Origin of the sequence: Blastococcus carthaginiensis (genome assembly GCF_030731085.1) — a bacterium.
Lineage (GTDB): Bacteria > Actinomycetota > Actinomycetes > Mycobacteriales > Geodermatophilaceae > Blastococcus > Blastococcus carthaginiensis.
This window is the reverse complement of the sequence record NZ_JASNFN010000003.1, coordinates 50,919-73,140: the sequence shown is the minus strand read 5'-3', so window position 1 is coordinate 73,140 and position 22,222 is coordinate 50,919. Positions and strand designations below refer to the sequence as shown.

The 22,222-nt window shown below is 74.0% G+C and carries 22 protein-coding genes; 15 read left to right on the top strand and 7 right to left on the bottom strand.

The window, feature by feature from the left end:
• The first annotated feature begins 60 nt into the window (after positions 1–60).
• The 7 genes from pcaH (at position 61) to purU (ending at position 5,919) form a co-directional block, all read left to right on the top strand.
• Positions 61–807 (top strand): protocatechuate 3,4-dioxygenase subunit beta, encoded by a 747-nt coding sequence (pcaH, locus tag QOZ88_RS04870; protein WP_305998668.1) that lies wholly within the window; start codon positions 61–63, stop codon positions 805–807.
• Positions 804–1,469 (top strand): protocatechuate 3,4-dioxygenase subunit alpha, encoded by a 666-nt coding sequence (gene pcaG / locus QOZ88_RS04865; protein WP_305998667.1) that lies wholly within the window; start codon positions 804–806, stop codon positions 1,467–1,469. The genes pcaH and pcaG overlap by 4 nt, the downstream gene beginning before the upstream one ends.
• A gap of 37 nt (positions 1,470–1,506) precedes the next feature.
• A complete protein-coding gene (gene pcaB, locus QOZ88_RS04860) occupies positions 1,507–2,832 on the top strand; it encodes a 3-carboxy-cis,cis-muconate cycloisomerase (RefSeq protein ID WP_305998666.1) in 1,326 nt (441 codons plus the stop codon).
• Entirely contained in the window at positions 2,829–3,608 is a 780-nt protein-coding gene (locus QOZ88_RS04855; protein ID WP_305998665.1) for an alpha/beta fold hydrolase, read from the top strand. Before pcaB ends, QOZ88_RS04855 begins: the two co-directional genes overlap by 4 nt.
• The gene (gene pcaC, locus QOZ88_RS04850; RefSeq protein ID WP_305998664.1) at positions 3,605–4,006 is read left to right on the top strand and encodes a 4-carboxymuconolactone decarboxylase; all 402 of its coding nucleotides are present in this window, start codon (positions 3,605–3,607) and stop codon (positions 4,004–4,006) included. Before QOZ88_RS04855 ends, pcaC begins: the two co-directional genes overlap by 4 nt.
• Positions 4,007–4,190: 184 nt before the next feature.
• Positions 4,191–4,787 (top strand): 5-formyltetrahydrofolate cyclo-ligase, encoded by a 597-nt coding sequence (locus QOZ88_RS04845; RefSeq protein ID WP_305998663.1) that lies wholly within the window; start codon positions 4,191–4,193, stop codon positions 4,785–4,787.
• 259 nt (positions 4,788–5,046) lie between these two features.
• The gene (gene purU / locus QOZ88_RS04840) at positions 5,047–5,919 is read left to right on the top strand and encodes a formyltetrahydrofolate deformylase (RefSeq protein ID WP_305998662.1); all 873 of its coding nucleotides are present in this window, start codon (positions 5,047–5,049) and stop codon (positions 5,917–5,919) included.
• Positions 5,920–6,196: 277 nt separating this feature from the next.
• Here purU and QOZ88_RS04835 read toward each other — a convergent pair whose 3' ends face one another.
• The 3 genes from QOZ88_RS04835 to QOZ88_RS04825 all read right to left on the bottom strand — a co-directional run bounded on the left by QOZ88_RS04835 (position 6,197) and on the right by QOZ88_RS04825 (position 8,814).
• Positions 6,197–6,865: a CoA transferase subunit B gene (locus QOZ88_RS04835; protein ID WP_305998661.1), complete on the bottom strand. Its 669-nt coding sequence runs from the start codon at positions 6,863–6,865 to the stop codon at positions 6,197–6,199.
• Complete coding sequence (locus QOZ88_RS04830) at positions 6,862–7,662, bottom strand: CoA transferase subunit A (RefSeq protein WP_305998660.1); 801 nt, start codon at positions 7,660–7,662, stop codon at positions 6,862–6,864. The genes QOZ88_RS04835 and QOZ88_RS04830 overlap by 4 nt, the downstream gene beginning before the upstream one ends.
• 165 nt (positions 7,663–7,827) lie before the next feature.
• The gene (locus QOZ88_RS04825) at positions 7,828–8,814 is read right to left on the bottom strand and encodes a sensor histidine kinase (protein WP_305998659.1); all 987 of its coding nucleotides are present in this window, start codon (positions 8,812–8,814) and stop codon (positions 7,828–7,830) included.
• Positions 8,815–8,982: 168 nt separating this feature from the next.
• On the opposite strand from QOZ88_RS04825, the gene QOZ88_RS04820 reads away from it, so the two are divergent.
• Both QOZ88_RS04820 and QOZ88_RS04815 read left to right on the top strand, forming a co-directional pair.
• Positions 8,983–10,407 (top strand): NADP-dependent succinic semialdehyde dehydrogenase, encoded by a 1,425-nt coding sequence (locus tag QOZ88_RS04820; protein WP_305998658.1) that lies wholly within the window; start codon positions 8,983–8,985, stop codon positions 10,405–10,407.
• A 46-nt stretch (positions 10,408–10,453) separates the two neighbouring features.
• The gene (locus tag QOZ88_RS04815) at positions 10,454–11,272 is read left to right on the top strand and encodes a hypothetical protein (protein ID WP_305998657.1); all 819 of its coding nucleotides are present in this window, start codon (positions 10,454–10,456) and stop codon (positions 11,270–11,272) included.
• A gap of 84 nt (positions 11,273–11,356) precedes the next feature.
• Here the strand turns inward: QOZ88_RS04815 and QOZ88_RS04810 are convergent, their stop codons facing one another.
• The 4 genes from QOZ88_RS04810 to QOZ88_RS04795 form a co-directional block, all read right to left on the bottom strand.
• The gene (locus QOZ88_RS04810) at positions 11,357–12,475 is read right to left on the bottom strand and encodes a PucR family transcriptional regulator (RefSeq protein WP_305998656.1); all 1,119 of its coding nucleotides are present in this window, start codon (positions 12,473–12,475) and stop codon (positions 11,357–11,359) included.
• 276 nt (positions 12,476–12,751) lie between these two features.
• Positions 12,752–14,032, bottom strand: coding sequence for an NAD(P)/FAD-dependent oxidoreductase (locus QOZ88_RS04805; RefSeq protein ID WP_305998655.1), 1,281 nt, complete (start codon positions 14,030–14,032; stop codon positions 12,752–12,754).
• 168 nt (positions 14,033–14,200) lie between these two features.
• On the bottom strand, positions 14,201–14,533 hold the full coding sequence (locus QOZ88_RS04800; protein WP_305998654.1) for a TraR/DksA family transcriptional regulator: 333 nt from the start codon (positions 14,531–14,533) through the stop codon (positions 14,201–14,203).
• A 533-nt stretch (positions 14,534–15,066) separates the two neighbouring features.
• On the bottom strand, positions 15,067–15,951 hold the full coding sequence (locus QOZ88_RS04795; RefSeq protein ID WP_305998653.1) for a LysR family transcriptional regulator: 885 nt from the start codon (positions 15,949–15,951) through the stop codon (positions 15,067–15,069).
• A 235-nt stretch (positions 15,952–16,186) separates the two neighbouring features.
• On the opposite strand from QOZ88_RS04795, the gene QOZ88_RS04790 reads away from it, so the two are divergent.
• From QOZ88_RS04790 to QOZ88_RS04765, 6 genes are read left to right on the top strand one after another with little or no spacing between them, the layout of a single operon-like run.
• Positions 16,187–16,918 (top strand): cysteine hydrolase family protein, encoded by a 732-nt coding sequence (locus QOZ88_RS04790; protein ID WP_305998652.1) that lies wholly within the window; start codon positions 16,187–16,189, stop codon positions 16,916–16,918.
• On the top strand, positions 16,915–17,829 hold the full coding sequence (locus tag QOZ88_RS04785; RefSeq protein WP_305998651.1) for a DUF2877 domain-containing protein: 915 nt from the start codon (positions 16,915–16,917) through the stop codon (positions 17,827–17,829). Before QOZ88_RS04790 ends, QOZ88_RS04785 begins: the two co-directional genes overlap by 4 nt.
• The gene (gene fdrA, locus QOZ88_RS04780; protein WP_305998650.1) at positions 17,826–19,430 is read left to right on the top strand and encodes an acyl-CoA synthetase FdrA; all 1,605 of its coding nucleotides are present in this window, start codon (positions 17,826–17,828) and stop codon (positions 19,428–19,430) included. Before QOZ88_RS04785 ends, fdrA begins: the two co-directional genes overlap by 4 nt.
• 2 nt (positions 19,431–19,432) lie before the next feature.
• Positions 19,433–20,845 (top strand): YlbE family protein, encoded by a 1,413-nt coding sequence (locus QOZ88_RS04775; protein ID WP_305998649.1) that lies wholly within the window; start codon positions 19,433–19,435, stop codon positions 20,843–20,845.
• Complete coding sequence (locus QOZ88_RS04770) at positions 20,842–21,828, top strand: carbamate kinase (RefSeq protein WP_305998648.1); 987 nt, start codon at positions 20,842–20,844, stop codon at positions 21,826–21,828. Before QOZ88_RS04775 ends, QOZ88_RS04770 begins: the two co-directional genes overlap by 4 nt.
• Positions 21,825–22,220, top strand: a complete 396-nt coding sequence (locus tag QOZ88_RS04765) for an allophanate hydrolase-related protein (protein WP_305998647.1) — start codon at positions 21,825–21,827, stop codon at positions 22,218–22,220. Before QOZ88_RS04770 ends, QOZ88_RS04765 begins: the two co-directional genes overlap by 4 nt.
• Positions 22,221–22,222 lie beyond the last annotated feature (2 nt).

Sequence of the window (22,222 nt, the reverse complement as noted above, 5' to 3'; positions counted from 1 at the left end):
TCTCCCGTCCAGTGGAAGTGTGGGGTTGGGAGCCTAGCCGCCCGGTCGTACCGTCCGCCCATGACCGGGACCACATCCGCCGGCGGCCTGCACCTGCCGCGGTACCACCGCGAGGACGCCGCGCTGCGCACCCCCGTGGGCTTCCCCGACTACCGCAGCACCGCCCTGCGCGCGCCCCTGCGCACGCCGGTGGACCTGCCGCACCGGCTCACCGAGGTCACCGGGCCGGTGCTGGGCGAGGACCGCGTCCTGCCGCACGATGCCGACCTGACGTTGCGCAGCGGGGGAGAGGCCGTGGGGCAGCGGATCCTCGTGCACGGTCGCGTGCTGGACAGCGACGGCCGGCCGGTGCCCGGTGCGCTGGTGGAGGTCTGGCAGGCCAACTCCGCCGGCCGCTACCGGCACGTCGGCGACAGCTTCCCGGGGCCGCTGGACCCGCACTTCGACGGCCTGGGCCGGGTGGTCACCGACAGCCTCGGCCGGTACGAGTTCATGACGGTCAAGCCCGGCGCCTACCCGTGGGGGAACCACCACAACGCCTGGCGGCCGGCGCACATCCACTTCAGCCTGTTCGGCCGCGCCTTCACCCAGCGGCTGGTCACCCAGATGTACTTCCCGGACGACCCGCTGTTCGGCCAGGACCCGATCTTCAACGCCATGCCGGCGGCCGCGCGGCACCGGGCGATCAGCCGCTTCTCGCTGGAGCGGACGCAGGACAACTGGGCGCTCGCGTTCGAGTGGGACATCGTGCTCCGCGGCAGCGACCAGACCCCGTTCGAGACCGACGACGACGGAGATGTCGCATGAGCGAGCCGTTCGTGAACCCGCTGCTCGTCGTCCCCGACGCCCCCGGGCCGCACCAGCCGCGCTCCGGCCGGCGGGGCAGCGGCTTCCTCGACGGGCCGCTGCGGCTGGGCACCACGCCGAGCGCCACCGTCGGCCCCTACCTGGCCATCGGCATGACGTGGCCCGACGGCGTCTGGGCGGCGGAGGAGGGCACCGCGGGCGCCTTCTGGATCCGCGGCCGGGTCCTCGACGGCGCCGGCGACCTGGTGGCCGATGCGATGGTCGAGACCTGGCAGGCCGACCCCGACGGCGGCTTCGCCTCGCCGGAGGACCCGCGCGGCGCGGCCTCCTACCCGGGCTTCCGCGCGTACGCGCGGTCCTCGACGCTCCAGCCGCGGGGGGAGTACGCCGTGTTCACCCTGAAGCCCGGCCGGGTGCCCGACGGCGACGGCGGGCTCCAGGCCCCGCACATCGACGTCTCGGTCTTCGCCCGCGGCATCCTCGACCGCGTCGTCACGCGGATCTACTTCGCTGACGAGGCGGAGGCCAACGCCGAGGACGCCGTGCTGCGGGCGCTGCCGGAGGACCGGCGGAGCACGCTGCTGGCCACGCCGGCCGACGACGGCTACCGGTTGGACATCCACCTGCAGGGCGAGCGCGAGACGGTGTTCTTCGCCGTATGAACCTCCCCGTGAGCCGCCGAGGCGGTAGGAACGGGACGTGACCGGTCTCTTCAGCGCGACCTTCGCCCGCGGTGGCGCGGCGACCGCCGTCTCCGACTCCGCCTGGTTCGACGCGCTGCTCGACGTCGAGGCGGCGCTGGCACGCGCCGCCGCGGCGACCGGCCTGGTGCCCGCGACGGCCGCCGACGCCGTCACCCGGGCCTGCGCGGAACCGGCGGCGCTCGACCTGGCCACCGTGGTCGCGCAGGCCGCCGACGCGGGCAACCCGGTGCCGCCGCTGGTGCGGGTGCTGCGCGCGGCGGTGGGGGAGCGGGACGCCGTCGCCGTCCACGTCGGCGCCACGAGCCAGGACGTCGTCGACACCGCGCTGGTCCTGCTGGCCCGCCGGGCGATCGCCGCGATCGACCGCGACCTCGCGCTCGCCGCCGAGGCGGCTGCCCGGCTGGCCCGCACCCACCGCGACGACGTCGTCATGGGGCGCACCCTCATGCAGCAGGCGCTGCCGACGACCTTCGGCCTCAAGGCCGCCGGCTGGCTCGGCGGGCTGGACGGGGCCCGGCTGCGGCTGGCCGAGGTGGTGGCCTCCCTGCCGGTGCAGTACGGCGGCGCCGTCGGCACCCTGGCCGCCAGCGACGGTTCTGGCACCGCGCTCCGCGCCGCCCTGGCCGCCGAGCTGGGGCTGGTCCCCACCGCCGCACCGTGGCACACGGTCCGACTGCCGATCGCCGACCTGGCCGGCGCGCTCGGGGCCACCGCCGGCGTGCTGGCGACCGTCGCCGTCGACGTCGTGCTGCTGGCCCAGACCGAGGTCGCGGAGGTCGCCGAGACCGGCGCCGGGCGGGGCGGCTCCTCGGCCATGCCGCACAAGCGCAACGCGGTCGCCGCCATCTCCGCGCGGGCCTGCGCCCGGCGCGCCCCCGGCCTGGTGGCCACCCTGCTGGGCGCCATGGAGCAGGAGCACGAGCGGGCCGCGGGCGCCTGGCACAGCGAGTGGCCCACGCTGACCGACCTGCTGTCGACCGTCGGCTCCGCCGCGGCCTGGCTCGTCGAGAGCCTCGATGGCCTGCGCCCCGACCCGGCCCGCATGGCCGCCACGGTGGCGGCGGCCCGCGACCCCGAGCTCGCCGGCGCGCTCGCCGACGCGCTGACCTCGCTGCTCGGGCGGGACGCCGCGCACGACGAGGCCGCGGCCGCCGTCCGGGAGGCCGCCGCCACCGGCCGGACCCTCGCCGACGTGGTCGCCGACCGGGACGACGTCGAGCTCGCCGACCTGCTCGGCGGCGGACCGGACGTCGGGGAGGCCGGCGCCCAGGTCGACGCCGCCCTCGCCGAGCACGCCCACCTCACCGAAGGAGCCCGATGACCGCCGTCCCCGTCTCGTACACCCTCGCCGGGCCCCCGGAGGCACCGCTGGTCGTCCTCTCCAACTCACTCGGCGCCTCGCGGGCCATGTGGGACCCGCAGGTGCCCGCCCTGGCCGAGCGCTTCCGGGTCGTCACCTACGACGGCCGCGGGCACGGGGAGTCGCCCGCACCCGCGGGCCCGTACGCGCTCGACGACCTGGTGGACGACGTCCTGGCGCTGCTGGACCGGCTCGGGGCCGACCGGGCGCACGTCGCCGGCGTCTCCCTCGGCGGCATGGTGGGCTTGCGCATGGCGGCCCGGGAGCCTTCGCGCGTGCTGGGCCTCGCGGTGCTGTTCAGCTCGGCGAAGACGGAGCCGCAGGGCTTCCTCGACCGGGCGGCCCAGTCCCGGACCGAGGGCACCGCCGGGTTCGCCCCGACGGTGGTGTCCCGCTGGCTGACGCCGGGGTTCGCCGCCGAGCACCCCGACCTCGTGGCGCGGCTCGAGGCGATGATCGCCGGCGCCGACGACGAGGGCTACGCCGCCTGCTGCGAGGTGGTGGCGGGCATCGACCTGCGCGACGACCTCGGGCGCATCACGTCGCCCACCCTCGTGGTCTCGGGCGCCGAGGACCCGGCCCTCCCGCCCCCGCACCAGGAGGCGATCGCGGCGGGCATCGCCGGGGCGGAGCTGCTGAGCCTCAGCCCGGCCGCGCACCTGGGCAACCTCGAACGGGCGCTGGAGGTCACCGGCGCGCTGCTCGGCCACTTCGACGCCGCAGGAGGCGCCCGATGAGCGAACCCACGACGGACGACGAGCGCCGGCAGGCCGGGATGCGGACCCGGCGTGAGGTGCTCGGGGATGCATGGGTCGACCGCGCCGTCGCGGGCACGACACCGTTCACCGCCGGGTTCCAGGACTTCATCACCCGCACCGCCTGGGGCGACCTGTGGCAGCGGCCCGGCCTCGCCCGGCGCGACCGCAGCCTGATGACGCTGTCGATCACGATCGCGCTGCGGCACTGGGACGAGTTCTCCCTCCACGTCAGGGCGGCCAAGAACAACGGCCTCTCGGACGAGGAGATCGCCGAGGTCATCCAGCACGCCGCCGTCTACGCCGGTGTCCCGGCCGCCAACCACGCCTTCAAGGTGGCTGGGCCGATCCTCGAGGAGCTCCGCGGCACCTCCGCCTGAACCGCGGCGGCAGCGGCCGGCCACCGACCTGGGCGCCACCCACGTGATCGACGCGACGGACACCGATCGGGTCGGCGCTGGAACCGGCATCTGCGGGATCCCGCCGATCCGGCCCCGGACTGCACGGGGGTGATCCCGGTCCTCCGCCAGGCGATCCGACCGGTCGGCATGCTCTGATCCCGTGGTGATCAGCTCGGGAGAACCGTCCGTCGCCAAGGACCGGCTGCGCGAGGACCTCCTCGCCCGCCGCCGGGCCCGCCCGACGGCGCAGCGGGAGGCGGCCGCGGAGGCGGTCGTCGCGACGTTGCTCCGCGGCCTCCGGGGCGTCCGCACGCTCGCCGCGTTCGTGCCGGACCCCACCGAGCCGGGGGCCGGCCGGCTGCCGGACGCCTGCACCGAGCTGGGCGCCCGGATCCTGCTCCCCGTCGTCCCGCCCGTGGGTCGGACGCTGGACTGGGCGGACCACACCGGCGAGCTGGAACCCGGCCGGTTCGGCCTGCTCCACCCGGTGGGTCCACGGCTGGGCCCCACCGCGATCGCGGCTGCCGACGCCGTCGTCGTCCCGGCTCTCGCGGTGGACCGCGCCGGCATCCGGCTGGGCCGCGGTGGTGGCTACTACGACCGCGCGCTGGTGCACGCGCGCCCCGACGCCGTGCTCGTCGCCGTGGTGTTCGACGACGAACGGGTGGACGAGCTCCCGCGGGAGGTGCACGACCGGCCGGTGCGAGCGGTGGTGACGCCGTCCGGGGGCTGGGAGGCGCTCCAGCCGGACGGCCGCTGAGCCGAGGCGACCTCGGGCCCCGGGCGGCCACAGCAGGCGACTACGCCCCGTCCGGGCCGCTGTCCGTCCCACGGCGCCCGCCGGCGTCGGTTGTCGCGGCTCGGCCGAGGTCGGGTGCGGCATCCGCTGGAGGCGCCCACATGCCTAGGCTCACATAGCCCACGTTTCCCGACGTCCTGGTCATGGTGACCACATGGACGGCGGGAAGCCCCCACCGCGGTCGGCCGACCGGCCGCGGACGATCCGTAGGAGTGACGTGATGACGCGGCCCGCCGAGGCTCAGCACGGCGTCCTGGTCCTGTCCTGTCAGGATGCCGCGGGCATCGTGCACGCCGTGTCCGGACTGCTGGTGGACGAGCGGTGCACCATCGTGGAGAGCCACCAGTTCGACAGCCTGACCAGCGGCATGTTCTACATGCGGGTCGAGTTCCGGCACGTCGACGGCGTGCCGCTCGACTTCGCCCGCCTCTGCGCGGCCTTCGAGCCGGTCGCCCAGCGCTTCGGGATGCGGTGGCGCATGGCCGACGCCGCCGAGCGCCAGCGCGTGCTCGTCATGGTCAGCCAGTACGCGCACTGCCTCCACGACCTGCTGTTCCGCAACTCGGTCGGCGAGCTCAACCTCGATGTCGTCGCGGTGGTGTCCAACCACCCCGACCTGGCGGGGATCGCCGACTTCTACGGCGTCCCCTTCCACCACATCCCGGTGACCCGCGAGACGAAGCCCGAGGCCGAGGCCGCGCTGCTCGACATCGTGCGGAAGGAGCAGGTCCAGCTGGTCATCCTCGCCCGGTACATGCAGATCCTCTCGAACGGCCTCTGCGAGGCCCTCGAGGGCCGGGCGATCAACATCCACCACTCGATGCTGCCGAGCTTCAAGGGCGCCCGTCCCTACCACCAGGCGCACGCCCGGGGCGTCAAGTTCATCGGCGCGACGGCGCACTACGTCACCGCCGACCTCGACGAGGGGCCGATCATCGAGCAGGAGATGATCCGCGTCGACCACTCGCTGGGCCCCGAGCAGCTCGCCGCCCGGGGCCGTGAGGCCGAGACCCGGGCGCTCGCGCGCGCGGTCCGCTGGCACACCGAGAACCGCGTCGTCATCCAGGGGGGCCGCACCGTCGTCTTCGAGTGAGCCGCCGCCCTTCCGCGGCGGGTCGCCGCTACGCCGCCGGTGCCCGAGGTGCTGGCCCGGCACCGGGCGGCCGAGCACGGCCGACCCGGGGGGGGGGGGGGGGGGGGGGGGGGGGGGGGGGGGGGCGGGCGGGGGGGGGGGGGGGGGGGGGGCGCGAGGTGCTGGCCCGGCACCGGGCGGCCGAGCACGGCCGACCCGGCGCTGCCCGTCCCGGTCGAGGACGGGCAGCGCCGGCGCGTCGTGGGTCGGCGTCGCCGAGGCCCTCGCCAGGGGCGGGTCAGACGGTGGCGGGCAGCGGCATCTCGCGGACGTCGTCGGCGACGGTGAGCGGGGCGCCGGTCGCGGCGACCACCTCGTCGACGGCCACCCCGGGCGCGGTCTCGCGCAGCACCAGCCCGTCGCCGGTCACCTCGATGACGGCGAGGTCGGTGATGATCCGGTCCACGCACGCCTTGCCGGTCAGCGGCAGGGTGCACTCCTGCACGATCTTCGGGGACCCGTCGCGGGCGACGTGCTCCATCATGATGATCACGCGCCGGGCACCGTGGACGAGGTCCATCGCCCCGCCCATGCCGTTGACCATCTTCCCCGGGATCAGCCAGTTCGCGAGGTCGCCGCGGGCGTTGACCTGCATGGCCCCCAGCACGGCGACGTCGAGGTGCTGGCCGCGGATCATGCCGAACGAGAGCGCCGAGTCGAAGAAGCTCGCGCCGGGCAGCAGGGTGACGGTCTCCTTGCCGGCGTTGATCAGGTCGGCGTCCTCCTCGCCCTCGAAGGGGTAGGGGCCCACACCCAGGACGCCGTTCTCCGAGTGCAGGACGACGTGCACCCCCTCGGGCACGTAGTTCGGCACCAGGGTGGGCATGCCGATGCCCAGGTTGACGTACTGGCCATCCTCGAGCTCCAGCGCCACGCGGGCGGCGAGTTGCTCACGGGTCAGGCTCATGCGGGCGTGGCCTCCTCACCGGCGGCGGCCGGGGTCTGCGAGCGGTCCGAACGCGGGCGGGTGGTGCGCCGCTCGATGGGCTTGCGGTCGGCGCCGACGACGACGACGCGGTCGACGAAGACGCCGGGCAGGTGGACGTGCTCGGGCGTGATCTCGCCGGGCTCGACGAGCTCCTCGACCTCGGCGACCGTGATCCGCCCGGCCATGCCGGCCAGCGGGTTGAAGTTGGCCGCCGACTCGTGGAACACCAGGTTGCCGTGCCGGTCGCCCACCGACGCGTGCACCAGCGCGAAGTCCGCGGTCAGGGCGGTCTCCAGCACGTACTGCCGCCCGTCGAACTCGCGCACCTCCTTGGGCCGGCTGACCTCGACCACGTTCCCGTCGGCGTCGTAGCGGATCGGGATGCCCCCCTCGGCGACGAGCGTGCCGACGCCGGTGGGGGTGTAGAAGGCTGGGATGCCGCTGCCGCCGGCGCGCAACCGCTCGGCCAGCGTGCCCTGCGGGGTCAGCTCCACCTCGAGCTCACCGGACAGGTACAGCCGGGCCAGCTCCTTGTTGCCCCCGACGAACGAGCTGATCGTCTTGCGGATCCGCCCCGAGTACAGCAGCACGCCGAGGGCCTGGTCGTCGACCCCGCAGTTGTTGGAGATCGTGGTGAGCCCGTCGGCGCCCTGCGCCAGCAGCGCGTCGATCAGCGCGTACGGCACCCCGCACAACCCGAACCCGCCCACGGCGAGGGTCGCGCCCCGGCCGATGTCGGCGACCGCCTCCTCGGCGGAGTGGACGACCTTGTCCACGTCAGCCCTCCCGCTCTGCGGGGCCGGTTCCCCGGCCGTGGTCCGAACGCGCCCGATCCACCACGCTGCTCCCATCGTCGCAAGGCTGCGGCCCTCAGTATCGCGGCCCGCGACCGCCCGGCGCGCCCGGCCTCCCCACTGGCCGGAAATCGTCCGGCGGACGGCTCAGCGGAGCAGCGTGGTGAGCCGGACGCGGGCCCCGCCGTCGCCCGGGTGGTGCGCCCCACCGGAGATGTCGACGTGGTCGCAGAGCTGCCGGGCCAGCCACAGCCCCATCCCGCCGCGGGACAGGTCCTCGCCGTGCGCCGGGCCGTACCCGGCGAAGGGGTCGTCCCAGCCCGGGCCGCCGTCGGCGATCGTGCACACGATCCGGTCCGGGGCGGTCCAGAGGCGCAGGCTGACCGGCGGCAGCCCGTGCCGGACGGCGTTGGAGGTCATCTCGTCGACGGCGAGCAGGAAGTCCTCGACCACGTCGGCGGGTGCGGTCAGGCCCGCGAGCTCCGCGGCGACGGCGTGCCGCAGGCCGATGAAGTCGGCGACGTCCGCGGCCGAGAACCGGGGTGGGGAGCTCTCCAGCGGCTCGTCGGGCACCGGCAGCCGGCGCAGGTAGGTGGCCGGCTCGGTGTACCCCGTGCTGGGGGTGCGGCCCTGCGACGTCACCAGATGCGGGTGCGTGCAGGACGCGGAGGCGAGCACCGGCCCGGGGAGCCGCTGGGTGTCGAACGCGCAGACACCCCAGAGGTCCCAGCCGCGCAGCGCCTCGTTGAGGACGGCGTCGTAGCGCTCCCACTCCAGCCACTCGCGTGGGGTGGCCCCGCGGTCGACCTCGCCGAGGACCCGCACCCGCGACGCCCCGGTCGCGCGCTGGCGCTCGGCCAGCCGGCGGAAGCTGGTGATCGCCCCCGGCGTGCGCGGGCCGTAGGTGGCGGCGCGGTCGAGGACCACGAGCCGCTCGTCGCCGAGCGCGTCCCACAGCGCGGCGGTGGCCGGGTCCGAGGCCACGACGACGGCGGCCTCCCCGGCGTCCAGCCCGCCGCGGAGGAAGGGAACGGCGACGTCGACCAAGTCGTCGAGGGAGTCGTAGTGCAGCGCGTCGTGGACGAAGCCTGCCGCCGGGGGGTGGCCCTTCCCGCCCGCTGCCGTCCAGTTCACCTGTGCCCCTGAATCGTTCCGCCGTCGTCCGAATCGGTGCCCCACGGTAGGCCAGCGGGCCGGGTGGCCGGGCCGCACCCCGGTGCGCGGGTCCCCGTGGGACCGTCCGCGCCGTTTCGACCGCCTCCCGAGGGGCAGGTGACGGGCGGACCCCGGAGGGAGAACACCATGGCCATCGCCACGATCAACCCGGCCACCGGCGAGACGCTCAAGACCTACGAGCCGCTCACCGACGAGGCCCTCGAGGACCGGATCGCGCGCGCCGCGCAGGCGTTCGCGCGCTACCGGCTGACCACGCCGCAGCAGCGGGCCGGCTGGCTCACGGCCGCCGCCGACGTCCTGGACGCCGACACCGACGGCGTCGCCGAGCTCATGACCACCGAGATGGGCAAGACGCTGGCCTCGGCGAAGGCGGAGGTGGGCAAGTGCGCGAAGGCCCTGCGCTGGTACGCCGAGCACGGCCCGGCGCTGCTGGAGCCCGAGCCCAAGGACGCCGCCGCGGTGGGTGCCGAGCAGGCCTACGTGGTGCACCAGCCGCTGGGCGTGGTGCTGGCGATCATGCCGTGGAACTTCCCGCTGTGGCAGGCGATGCGGTTCGCCGCCCCCGCGCTCATGGCCGGCAACGTCGGTCTGCTCAAGCACGCGAGCAACGTCCCCCAGACGGCGCTGTACCTGGAGGAGATCTTCCGCAAGGCGGGCTTCCCCGACGACGTCTTCCAGACGCTGCTCATCGGCTCCGGCACGATCGAGCAGGTGCTGCGCGACGACCGGGTCGCGGCCGCGACGCTCACCGGCAGCGCGCCCGCCGGCCAGTCGGTGGCCTCGATCGCCGGTGACGCGCTCAAGCCCACGGTGCTGGAGCTCGGCGGGAGCGACCCGTTCATCGTCATGCCCTCGGCGCACCTGGACCGGGCGGCCGAGGTGGCGGTGACCGCCCGCAACCAGAACAACGGGCAGAGCTGCATCGCGGCCAAGCGGTTCTTCGTGCACCGCGACGTCGCCGAGGAGTTCACCCGCCTGTTCGCCGAGAAGATCGGCGCGCTGACCGTCGGCGACCCGATGGACGAGGGCACCCAGATCGGGCCGCTGGCCACCGAGTCCGGCCGCGACGACGTCGAGGAGTACGTCGAGGACGCCGTCGCCAAGGGCGCCCAGGTGCTGGTGGGCGGCAAGCGGGTGGACCGGCCGGGCTGGTTCTTCGAGCCGACCCTGCTCTCCGGCATCACGCCGGAGATGGACCTCTACCTGGAGGAGGTCTTCGGCCCGGTCGCGGCGATGTGGACGGTGGACTCGCTGGAGGAGGCGATCGAGATCGCCAACAGCCACCCCTACGGGCTGGGCTCCAACCTCTGGAGCGAGGACGCCGACGAGCGGGCGCGCTTCATCCGCGACATCGCCTCGGGCATGGCCTTCGTGAACGGCATGACGACGAGCTACCCGGACCTCCCCTTCGGCGGGGTCAAGCAGAGCGGGTACGGCCGGGAGCTCACCGGGCTGGGCATGCGCGAGTTCACGAACGCCAAGACCGTCTGGATCGGCGGGCCGAGCAGCGAGCAGGCCGAGCGCAGCACCGCCGGCTCCGCAGCGGAGTGACGGGGGTCGCGAGCGCCCGCGCGCCGTCGCGGGGAGAGTGGAGGGCGTGTTCGACGTCGACTGGATGGGGCTGCTGACCCGGGAGGTGCTGCGCGAGCGCGGTGCCGCGCTGATCGCCGAGAGCTGCGCGTGGGCCGTGGGGCTCTCCGACCGCCCGCACCACCGGCGGCGCGCGGGCCGGGTGGTGCCCAGCGGCCTGACGGTGGGGGAGCGGGCGGCCACCGGGCAGCGGCTGGGGAGCGAGGAGGACGGCCGCGTCGACCTCGGCGACGCGGCGCCGGGCAGCTTCCAGGACGCCCTGGACATGATCGGCGCCGACGGCCGGCTGGTGGCCGAGCGGTTCGACGACGAGGTGCTCGTCCCGTTCGTCGGCGAGACCTGCCGGCTGGCGGGGGAGCGCGCCCGCGCCACGCGCCCGGCTGCGTGGGCCGAGTTCGCCGACGACCTGGGCGAGGACCCCGACGACGTGGCCGGCGTGGTGCGGGCCGGTGACTGGGCGGCCCCGCTGCGCATCGACGCCGAGCACCTGGTGCTCGCCGCGCTGCGCGACGTCCCGCTGATCGAGGTCGAGGCCGAGGGGTTGCCGCTGTCGCTGGTGCGCGCCGCCGAGGCGGCCGCCCGGTCCGCCGTCGTCCCCGAGCCGGCGCCGGTGCCCGACGAGACGCTGGCCGGCGCCCTGTTCCTCGCCCGCGCCGCCCTGGAGGGCTCCGGCTGCACGGTGCCGGTGCCGCCGGACGAGGCCGACCTGCTGCTGGCCGCGTTCGGCGACACCGGGCTGGAGCCCGAGGAGGTGCCGTCGGTGCTGCCGCACCTGCCCGTGGAGGAGGCCACGATCACCCGGATCGCGGCGGTGCTGGAGCGCTGACCGGCGCCCGTCAGCCGCCGAGGGTCGTCCGGCGCAGGTCCAGCGTGGAGATCTGCCCGGCGCCGTTGCGCGGGAGGTCTCCGTTCAGGGATCGGTGGGCAGCGGCCTGACCGGCCACCCGAGCAGGCGCGCCCCCAGCACGGCCGACTGGAGTGCGAACCGCTGATCGGGCGAGGCGACACTGTGCCCGGTCAGCTGGGCGACCCTGGCCAGTCGGTAGGTGACCGTGCGCACCGAGACGTGGAGTCGTCGTGCGGCCTCGGTAGCGACGTCACCGGCATCGAAGTACGCGTGCAGGGTCTCGAGCAGCACCTGCGCGCCGCCGCGGACCTGTTCCAGCGGGCCGAGCACGTCGCGGATCAGGTCCACGATCGCCGCCTGGTCGCGGCCGAGCACCCGGTACACGAGGAGGTCCCGGGCATGGACGACGTCGTCCTCCACGGCCAGCCGGTCGGCCAGGGCCAGCGCCTCTCTGGCTTCCTCGTAGCTGCGTGGCACCCCCCAGACCCCGGGGAACGCCCGCCCGGCCGCCACCCGCCATCGACCGGGGATCCGCAGTCGCCGTAGGTCCTGCTGCAGGAGCACACCGACGTCGGTGCCCCGCGCGGCGGCGCCCGCCGGCGTGGCGGCGCTGGGGACCACGACGACGACGCGGCCGTCCTTCATCGCGACCAGGACCTCGCGATCGCCGAACCGGTCGACGACTGCTCGCTCCAGAGCGGTCGCCGCCCGGTCGATCCCGCCGCCGGGGTCGCGTGGGGCCACCAGCGCGACGTGGTGCGGCTTGCCCAGGTCGATGCCGAACAGCTGGGCCCGCTCCACCATCCGCGAGACGTCAGCGTCACCGCGGAGCAGATCGTCGACGAACTCGGCTCGCACGGACTCCTCGCGACGGATCATCTCCCGGCGTTCGGCCTGGTGTCCGTCGACGAGCACCCCGACGGCGTCGTCCAGGACACGCAGCACCGCCTCCGCGGCGGCCCGGACCTTCTCCGGATCGCTGGATCGCACGACGACCGGCAGTTGTCGCCAGAGCCGCCACGCCGCTGACAGGTACAGATCGACCGCGCGCCGAGCCCCGACCCCCTGCGCGGCCGCGCGGCGCCCCGACTCCCGGACGGCATCGAGTTCCCACGCGTCGGGGCGGCGTCCGTTGATCGCCGCGTCGGCGAGCATGGGCAGGTACTCGCCGAGCAGCTCCACCGGCGCCTGACGGGCGGCCGCAGCCGAGGCCGCGATGGGAGCCAGCCAGTCATCGGACGCGGACGGCCGGGGAGGTCGTCGGTGATCGGCGCCTTGCGGGTCCATGGCCATCGTGCCCCTCACGGCTCCTGTGCTCCCAGACCTTGCCGATGGTCGGCAAGGGGAGCATGCCCCAGCTGACCGACCTCGGCCCTGTCCGCGGCCCCCGGTTGCGGCCAGGGTCGGGCTCGACGGGAGGTGGGGAGGCCGCCGACGGGCAGGGGTGCGGGGGCCGGTTCAGCGCAGCGGGTCGAAGGGCGAGAGCTCCGGCGGGGCCTCGCCCTTGAGCACGGTCTGGGCGACCAGCTGGCCGGTGATCGGACCGAGCGCGATGCCCCACATGCCGTGGCCGCCGGCGACGAAGACCCGCGGGGAAGCGGTGGCGCCGGCCAGCGGCAGCCCGTCGGGAGTGCACGGGCGGGAACCGACCCACTCGTTGCGGCGGTCGTCGAGGTCCACCCCGGTCAGGAACGGGCGGACCGCGTCGACGATCGCGGCGACCCGGCGTGGGTCGAGCGGGTCGCCGTGGCGGCGGAACTCCATCATCCCGGCCACCCGCAACCGGTCACCCAGCGGCGTGCAGGCCACCCGCTGGGCAGGGAAGTACAAGGGGCCGCCGGGCATCTGGTGCGCCGGCACGCTGAAGCTGTAGCCGCGACCGGCCTGCACCGGCTGGCGCACGCCGAACCGTCCGGCCAGGCGGCCGAGCTCGGCGCCCGTGGCGACGACGACAGCGTCGTGCCACAGCCGCTCGCCGCTGCTGGTCACGACGGTGATCCCACCGCTCACGTGCTGCAGGTCGCTGACCCCGACGCCTTCGACGAGCTCGCCGCCGCGGTTCCGCACCGCGTAGGCCAGGGACCGCACGAACTCCGGCGGGTGCAGGTAGCGCTGCCCGTGGATCTGCACCGCGGCGCAGACCCGGTCGGTGAGCGCGGGCTCCAGGGCGCGGGCCTGCCAGCCGGTGATCGGATGACCGCTGACCTCCTGGCCGGCGTCGCGGATGGCCTCCAGCTCGCCGCACAGCCGCTCGGCCTCGCGCTCGCGGCGGAAGCACGCCAGGAACGGTCGCGCGGGATGGGTGACAGCAGGTACTCCGGCAGCGGCGAGGACGTCGAAGGCTTCGAGAGCTCGCTCGTTCAGCGGCACGTAGGCGGCCATCCCGGCCCGCCACCGTCGCGCGGTGCTGTGCGCCACGAAGCCGGTCAGGAAGCGCAGCAGTGCGCCGTCGGCACGCAGCGGCAGGTACACCGGTGATCGAGGACTGAGCACCGCGCGCAGCCCGTACCGCAGCACCGCCGGCTCGGGCAGCGGTGCGGTCAGCGCCGGGGTAAGCCAGCCGGCGTTCCCCCAGGAGGCGCCGGCACCCGCGGTGTCGCGCTCGTAGACGGTGACCTGCACGCCGGCCTCCTGGAGGAACCAGGCGCAGGACAGGCCCACCACGCCGGCGCCGATGACGGCGACCTGCCGCGGTGAGCCGGGTGCGAACACCGGACCGTGCTGCTGGGACGAGGACATGCCCGCTCCTTCCCCGGCGACCGCTTCGCCGGGACGGGTTCATCCGGGCAGCGACCGGCGCAGGGAGCGCGCCGGCGCCGGTCGGACGTGGGTCGGACCGGCGGGTGCCCGGGAGGTGGGTGGCCGGAGGTGGGCCGCGCGGCGATGCGCGGCTGTGGTGCGGGGGACTCAGTGCGCCTGCTGGCAGGAGACGCAGGCGGCCGCGAACGGTCGGAACTCCAACCGTTCGGTGGGGATTGGACTCTCGCAGTGGATGCAACGGCCGTAGGTGCCGGCGACGATCCGGTCCAGCGCCGCGTCGACCTCCGCGATCCTGCGCTGCAGGCTGGCCGCACGGCTGACCGCGACCGGGTCCGGGACCGACGTGGCCGTCTCGGCCAGGGCGAGCTCGTGCTGCCGGACGCAGTCGGCCCGCTGGGTCTCGAGCAGCACCCGGAAGGACGTCCAGTCCGTCGCAGCGGCAGGGGATGTGGTGGTGGCAGGGGTGGTGAGCGTGGTCATAAGTGCACTCCTGGAACGACGAGAAACGCGTCCCACCAACTGGAACGCGCCTGACGAGAGCTGGAGACCTCGAGGGGTCACGACCTCGCTGGGGGCGCACGGTCCTGGCTGCGGCGGAGCACGTCCAGACCACGCAGCCCGCGGGCCCGCAGGCTCATCGCCAGGGCCAGCAGTCCGTCACCGTGCACCGGCGATGGCCAGCCAGGTGGTGATCCAGCCGGTACAGCCGCGTGGGTCTGGCTCGCGGGCTCCATCGCGTCTGCGTGCACGGGGTCACTCCTCTCCGGTCGTACGTCGGGTGCGGGATGCGGGAGCCGGCCGAGGTTCGCCGGACCACGGGCTAGCAGCTCTGCGGACCTGGCCTCACCCTCCCCGCACGCCGATGGCCGGAACAGGGCGGTCGCCGGTCAACTCACCGCGACGGCATTGCCGACCGTCGGCAACCGAGGCGGGTACCGAGCTCGCATCCGGCGCCCGGCCGGATTTCCGTCGGAGGTGTCGATCCACTGGTGCGGCACACCACGCCGGGCAGCTCAGCGCAGAATGCGGCCGTGGACGTCGCGCAGCAGCGCGACGGCAGCAGGATTGCCCGGCCCGGGCGTCCGGGACACCAGCGCGAGCGTGCGATGCGGAGGGGATGGGGCGATCGAGAGGCGCGCCAGGTCGCCGCTGCCCCGGGCCACGGGTGCCGGGACGATCGCGATTCCCAGGCCGGCGCGGACCAGTGAGACCAGCAGCTCCAGCTGGGTGACCGCGAAGGTGATGCGACGCCGTAGTGAGGCTTGGATGCACAGCCGCTCGACCACCGTCTGCAGCCCGGTACCGGCCTGGAAATCCACGAACGGTTCGTCCCGGAGGTCGGCCAGGTGCACCTGGTGTTCCCGGGCAAGAGGGTGGCCCGAGGCCGCGATGACCACGAGTTCCTCGTCACGGGTGGCGAGCACCGAGACGGCGTCCGGCAGCCGGCTGCTGTCGCGGGCGATGTAGGCGAGGTCGAGGTCGCCCGCGAGCAGCGCGTCGAGCAGCTCGTCGACCGGCGCCTCCCGCAGGGTGATCTCCACTCCCGGGTGTGCCCGGTAGAAGCGGCTCAGCGCAGCGGGCAGGTCGACCCAGGTCAGCATCTGGATGGTGCCGACGGCGACCGCGCCGCTCACCACCCCGGCGACCGTGGCGACGGACTCCCGTGCCGACCGCGCATCCATGAGGATCCGCCGAGCCATGGGCAGCAGCGTCCACCCGGCAGGTGTGAGGGTGACCTTGCGGGTCGTGCGCTCGAACAGGGTCGCGCCCAGCTCGCGCTCCAGCTGGCGCACCGACGTGCTCAGCGAGGACTGCACGACATGTACCTCGCGAGCGGCACGGGTGAAGCTCAGGTGCTGGGCGACGGCGACGAAGTGCTCGAGCTGACGTAGTTCCACGACTCCCTCGGATCACCGGGCCGTCGATCGATCAGTCGATGCGTCCGGTCGATCAATCGCTTCGAGAACATCCATTGGACACGATAGACGGCCGGGACGACGATCGAACCGAGCCTCGATCGCAGCGGACATGTGCCGGCGCCCGACGCTCGGCGCGGTCCGGGAACGCCGACGGGCCAGCCACATCGACGCCGCGGCGTTGCGGCGCCACGGCCCTGGCAGAGGGGATTTCGCAGTGAGCCGCACAAGCATCACCGCCGAGCCGTTCGATCTCGAGCTCGACCCGTCGACGACGGCGCTGGTCATCATCGACATGCAGCGGGACTTCCTGCAGCCGCACGGTTTCGGCGAGTTGCTGGGCAACGACGTGTCCCTGCTCCGGTCGGCCATCGAGCCGACGCGTGCCGTCCTCGAGGCGGCACGGGCCGCGGGGATGCTGGTCGTCCACACCCGCGAGGGGCACCGCCCCGATCTCACCGACTGCCCGCCGGCCAAGCTGACCCGCGGCGGCAAGACATTCATCGGGACCGACGGGCCGATGGGACGCATCCTCGTCCGCGGCGAAGAGGGCCACGACATCATCCCGGAGCTGTACCCGATCGCCGGCGAGCCGGTCATCGACAAGCCGGGCAAGGGCGCCTTCTTCGAGACCGACCTGCACATCATCCTGCGCAACCACGGCATCAGGACGCTGATCCTCTGCGGTGTCACCACCGAGGTGTGCGTGCACACCACCGTGCGCGAGGGCAACGACCGCGGCTACGAATGCGTCGTCCTCGAGGACTGCGTGGGCTCCTACTTCCCGGAGTTCCAGGAGGTCGGACTCAAGATGATCAAGGCGCAGGGTGGCATCTTCGGCTGGGTCTCGAACTCCGAGCACGCCATCAAGGCGCTGGCTGCCCGGCCCCGGCGGCCCGCCGAGGAGGATGCCGAGCCCGCTGGACCCGCGGGACCTGCCGGACGATGACCGCCGGCGGCGGGGCTTCCCGCGTCGACGAGTACGCCGTCTCGAAGGCGTACCTGGTACCGGTCGTCGGCTTCGTGGGCGTCGTCCACAGCGTCTTCGCGACCGCGTGCAACATCGTCGTCGACGGCCTGCTCCTCACCGTCCAGGACGCGGCGAGGCAGCACACCCCCACGTCGGTGCGCGTCGCGGTGGCCGGCCCCGCGATCTGGTCGCCGTCGGTGCGCGTCGGCGACCGCGCCGTCCACCGGGCCGGCGTGCTGTCGTTCGGCAACCACGTGCTCGACCTGGACCGGGTGCCGGTCTGGGCGCCAGCCCCGGTCGCCCACGGCGACCCGATCCGGTCGCCGGTCCACCGACGCCTGGCATGCCTCGCCGCGGCGCGGCGCGGCCACCTGGGAGACCGCGGGTACCAGACCGCACCGCAGCTCGAACGGGACGTGCGGACGCTGGGCGCACTCCTCGCGGGCGGCCTGGCTCAGCCGTCCGACTGCCAGGAGCTGGAGACCGCCGTCGCCCGGCTGATCGGGGCCGGCGCCGGGCTCACCCCGTCCGGTGACGACGTCCTCGTGGGCGTGCTGGCGGCGCTGTGCCGCGGTGGCAACGGCTCCCCGCACGCCGCGGTGGCGTTCGACCGCATCGGCGCGATCGTGTCGCGCCACGTCCACCGCACCACCGACATCAGCGCGCACTACCTGCGGTTGGCCGCGCGTGGCCACGTCGGTGAGCCGCTCAGCGTCCTCGTCGACTCCGTCCTCGCCGGCGTGGATGCCGAGGTCGTGGACGCCCGGGCCCGCGACGTGCTCGGCATCGGAGCCAGCTCCGGCTCGGACGCGCTGCTCGGTGTGCTCACCGGGCTGGGCGCCGTCCTCGAACTCCCCTCCCACACGCAGACCCACGAGAAGGTGGCATGACCGCCCAGCAGAACCAGATCGATCACCATCGCGTCTATCCCAACCTGTACAAGGACTCGGTCGCCCTGATGGCGATCTCCGCGGCGCTCCTGAAGCTGGCAGGCGTCGCGGCCGCGTCGGTGGTGATGGCCACCGACAGCAACCGGGAAAACCTGCGTACGGCCGGGCTGGCCGACGACGCCGTCGCTGGACCCAACGACCTCCTGGTCGCGGTCCGCGGGGACGCGGCAGCCTGCGAGGAGGCGCTGGACCTGGCCGACCGCCTGCTGGCCGAACAGCCCACCGCGGCGGACGGCGGCGGATCCGTCCAGGAGCAGCCACCCACGAGCGTGCAGGCGGCGGCCACCCGCACCCCGTCGGCCAATCTCGCCCTCGTGTCGGTACCCGGTCCCTATGCCGCTGCGGAGGCGCTCAAGGCGCTCCGGCTCGGCCTGGACGTCATGCTCTTCAGCGACAACGTGCCGGTCGAGCACGAGATCGAGATCAAGCGTTACGCGGCGGCGCACCAGCGCCTCGTGATGGGTCCCGACTGCGGAACCGCCCTGGTCAACGGCATCCCGCTGGGCTTCGCCAACGTCGTGCGGCGCGGTCGGATCGGCGTCGTCGGTGCCTCCGGGACCGGGATGCAGGAGATCACCTGCCGGATCCACCAGCACGGTCAGGGGGTATCCCAGGCGCTGGGTACCGGAGGCCACGACCTCTCCGCCGACGTCGGCGGCATCTCCATGCTGCACGCCCTGCAGGCCCTCGGCGAGGACGAGGCCACCGACGTCGTCGTCCTCGTCTCCAAGCCGCCGGCCTCCGAGGTCGCCACGGCCGTCCTCGACCGGGCGCGCAGTCTGTCCAAGCCGGTCGTCGTCGTCTTCGTCGGCGCCGACACCCCCGTTCCCGCGGGCGACGGGCTGCACCCCGCCACCACCCTCGCCGACGCGTCAGACGTCGCCGTCGGGCTGCTCGGTAGCGCGCCGGCGCAGCCTGGCGACGGCGCCCTACCCGAGGACCTCCAGGCCCGCCTCCGCGACGCCGCCGGCCGGCTGGTCGCCGGACAGCGGTACGTGCGCGGCGTCTACTCCGGTGGCACCTTCTGCTACGAGGCCCAGCTGCTGTGCCGGGTCGACGGCGTCCGCGCGCACTCCAACACGCCGATCGCCGGGAACCCGGTGCTCGAGGACATCTGGTCCAGCCGCGAGCACACCATCATCGACATGGGTGACGACGCGTTCACCCGCGGCCGGCCGCACCCGATGATCGACCCGACGCTGCGCAACGAGCGGCTGCTGGCCGAGGCGCAGGACCCGGCGACGGCGGTCCTCCTCTTCGACGTCGTCCTCGGCTACGGCGCCGCCACCGACCCGGTGTCAGGCCTGCTCGAGGTGCTCGATCGGTGCCGGTCCACCGCCGAGGAGGCCGGCCGGGTGCTTCCCGTCATCGCCCACGTCTGCGGCACCGACGAGGACCCGCAGCACCGCCCCACCGTCGTCGCCGCGCTGCAGGAGGCCGGCGTGCTCGTCGCGGACAGCAACGCCCACGCCGCACGGATGGCCGGCTTCCTCGCCACCCAGGCCGCCGCAGCGCACCTTGCCGAGTCAGGAAAGAAGTGAACGTGAACCTCTTCAGCCAGGAACTGACCGTGGTCAACGTCGGGCTGGCCTCTTTCGGGGAGAACGTCGCCCGGGCCGGCGGGGCCGTGACCACCTTGGACTGGCGCCCGCCGGCCGGAGGTGACCCGGCCCGCGGTCTGGAGCTCGCCCGCCTCGTGGGGCACCCGGAGGTGGACCAGGCCAACGCCGTCGCCTTCGAGCGGTACCAGGCGGCGCAGCCCCGGCTGGTCGACGTGCAGATCGCCCGCGACGCCATCCCCGCGATGGCCGAGCAGCGGCTGATCCTGCACGCCGGCCCACCGATCGCCTGGGCCGACATGTGCGGCCCGGTGCAGGGCGGCATCGTCGGAGCCATCCTCTACGAGGGCTGGGCGCAGACGCCGGAGGAGGCGGAGACGCTGGCCGCCGGTGGCGACATCGCCTTCGCGCCGTGCCACCACCACGATGCCGTCGGCCCGATGGCCGGCATCATCAGCCCCTCCATGCCGCTGTGGGTCGTGGAGAACGCCGCCGGCACCAACCGGGCGTACAGCAACTTCAACGAGGGTCTGGGCAAGGTGCTGCGGTTCGGCGCCAACAGCTCTGAAGTGCTGGACCGGCTGCGCTGGATGGGGACGGAGCTGTTCCAGACGGTGCGGGCCGGAGTGCGGCAGCTCGACGGCCTGGAGCTCAAGCCGCTCATCGCGCAGGCACTGCACATGGGCGACGAGGTGCACAACCGGAACGCGGCGGCCACCGGCCTGCTGTTCAAGCGGTTGCTGCCCAGCCTCCTCTCGGTCGATGTGCCCGGAGAGGCGCTGCGCCGCAGCGCGGAGTTCATCGCCGGGAACGACCACTTCTTCCTGAACCTGTCCATGGCGGCCAGCAAAGCCATGCTCGACGCCGCCGCCGACGTCCGGCACAGCTCGATGGTGACCGCCATGGCGCGCAACGGCGTCAACTTCGGGATCCGCCTGTCCGGCACCGGGGACCGCTGGTTCCAGGCCCCCGCCAACCCGGTCGACGGCTTGTTCTTCCCCGGTTACACGATCGAGGACGCCGCTGCCGACCTCGGCGACAGCGCGATCACCGAGACGGCCGGACTCGGCGGCTTCGCCATGGCGGCCTCGCCGGCGATCGTCCAGTTCGTCGGCGGCACGCCGGCAGACGCGACGGAGAACAGCCGGCGGATGCGGGCCATCACCCTGGGCACCAACCCGGTCTTCAGCCTGCCGGCGCTCAACTTCGGCGGAACCGCGGCCGGCATCGACGCCCGTGCCGTCGTGGACTCCGGCGTGCTGCCGATCATCAACAGCGGCATCGCGCACAAGGAGGCCGGCGTCGGGCAGATCGGCGCGGGGATCACCGCCGCTCCGCCGGAGTGCTTCACCCAGGCCATCGGCGCCCTCGCCGCCGACCTGGGGGTGTCCGCGTGAGCGCCGGGCGGGCGGTCATCGCCTTCGGTGGCAACGCGCTGGTACGCGACGACGCCCACCAGTCGATCCCCGACCAGTACGACACCGTGGTCGACACCGTGCCGGCCATCGTCGACATGATCGAGGGCGGCTGGAACGTCGTGGTCACCCACGGCAACGGCCCGCAGGTCGGCTACATCCTGCGCCGCTCCGAGCTGGCACTCGGTGAGGTCGCGCCGGTGCCGCTGGACTACGCCGTCGGCGACACCCAGGGCGCGATCGGCTACATGTTCAGCAAGGCCCTGCACAACGAGCTGTCCCGCCGCGGCATGTCCCGGCCGGTCGTCAGCCTGGTCACCCAGACCGTCGTCGACCCCGAGGATCCCGCATTCGAGCGCCCCACCAAGCCGGTGGGCGGGTTCATGGACGAGGCGACCGCCCGCCGCTACGAACGGGAGCTGGGCTGGACGATCGCACCGGACGGCGGACGAGGCTGGCGGCGCACCGTCCCCTCCCCCAAGCCCCGGGAGATCATCGAGCTCGAGACGATCCGGAGCCTCGTGGACGCGGGCAGCCTCGTCGTCGCCTGCGGTGGCGGCGGGATCCCAGTAGCCCGCCGGCCCGACGGCCGGCTGGACGGAGTCGAGGCGGTCATCGACAAGGACCGCGCGTCCGGGTTACTGGCCGCGGCACTCGATGCCGACCTCCTGGTCATCCCGACCGGGGTCGAGCGGGTCGCCATCCGGTTCGGGACGCCGGAGCAGGAGTGGCTGAGCGAACTCACCCCCGCGACAGCCGCTCGTTACGCCGCCGAGGGCCACTTCGGCGAGGGCAGCATGCAACCCAAGGTGGAGGCCGTCCTGGACTTCCTCCGGGCGCGGCCCACCGCCGCCGGGCTGATCACCGCACCGGCGTGCATCGCCGCGGCCCTCGAACGCCGCAGCGGCACGTGGATCGAGAACACCCCCGGAAACGGGGACACGCAGGAGGAGACGCAGCGATGACCGAGACGACGCAGCTGGCCGTGAACGGAACGCTCATGCGCGGCCTGGAACTCAACGACAACCTGGTCGAGGTGGGCGCCACCTTCCTCCGGGAGGACACCACCGCGGCCGTCTACCGGCTGTGGACCATCGACGACCGGCATCCGGCGATGATCCGCACCACCGACGGCACCGGCACGTCGGTGCACCTCGAGGTCTGGGACATCCCGCTCGTCGGCCTGGCCTCCGTGCTGGCCAAGGAGCCGGCGGGTCTGACCATCGGCAAGGTCCTCCTGGCCGACGGGAGCGAGGTCCTCGGCGTGGTGGGGGAGCCCTTCCTGGTCGAGGGCCAGCGGGAGATCACCGAGTTCGCCGGCTGGCGGGCCTACGCCGCCGCCGCCGAGGAGCGCTGAGG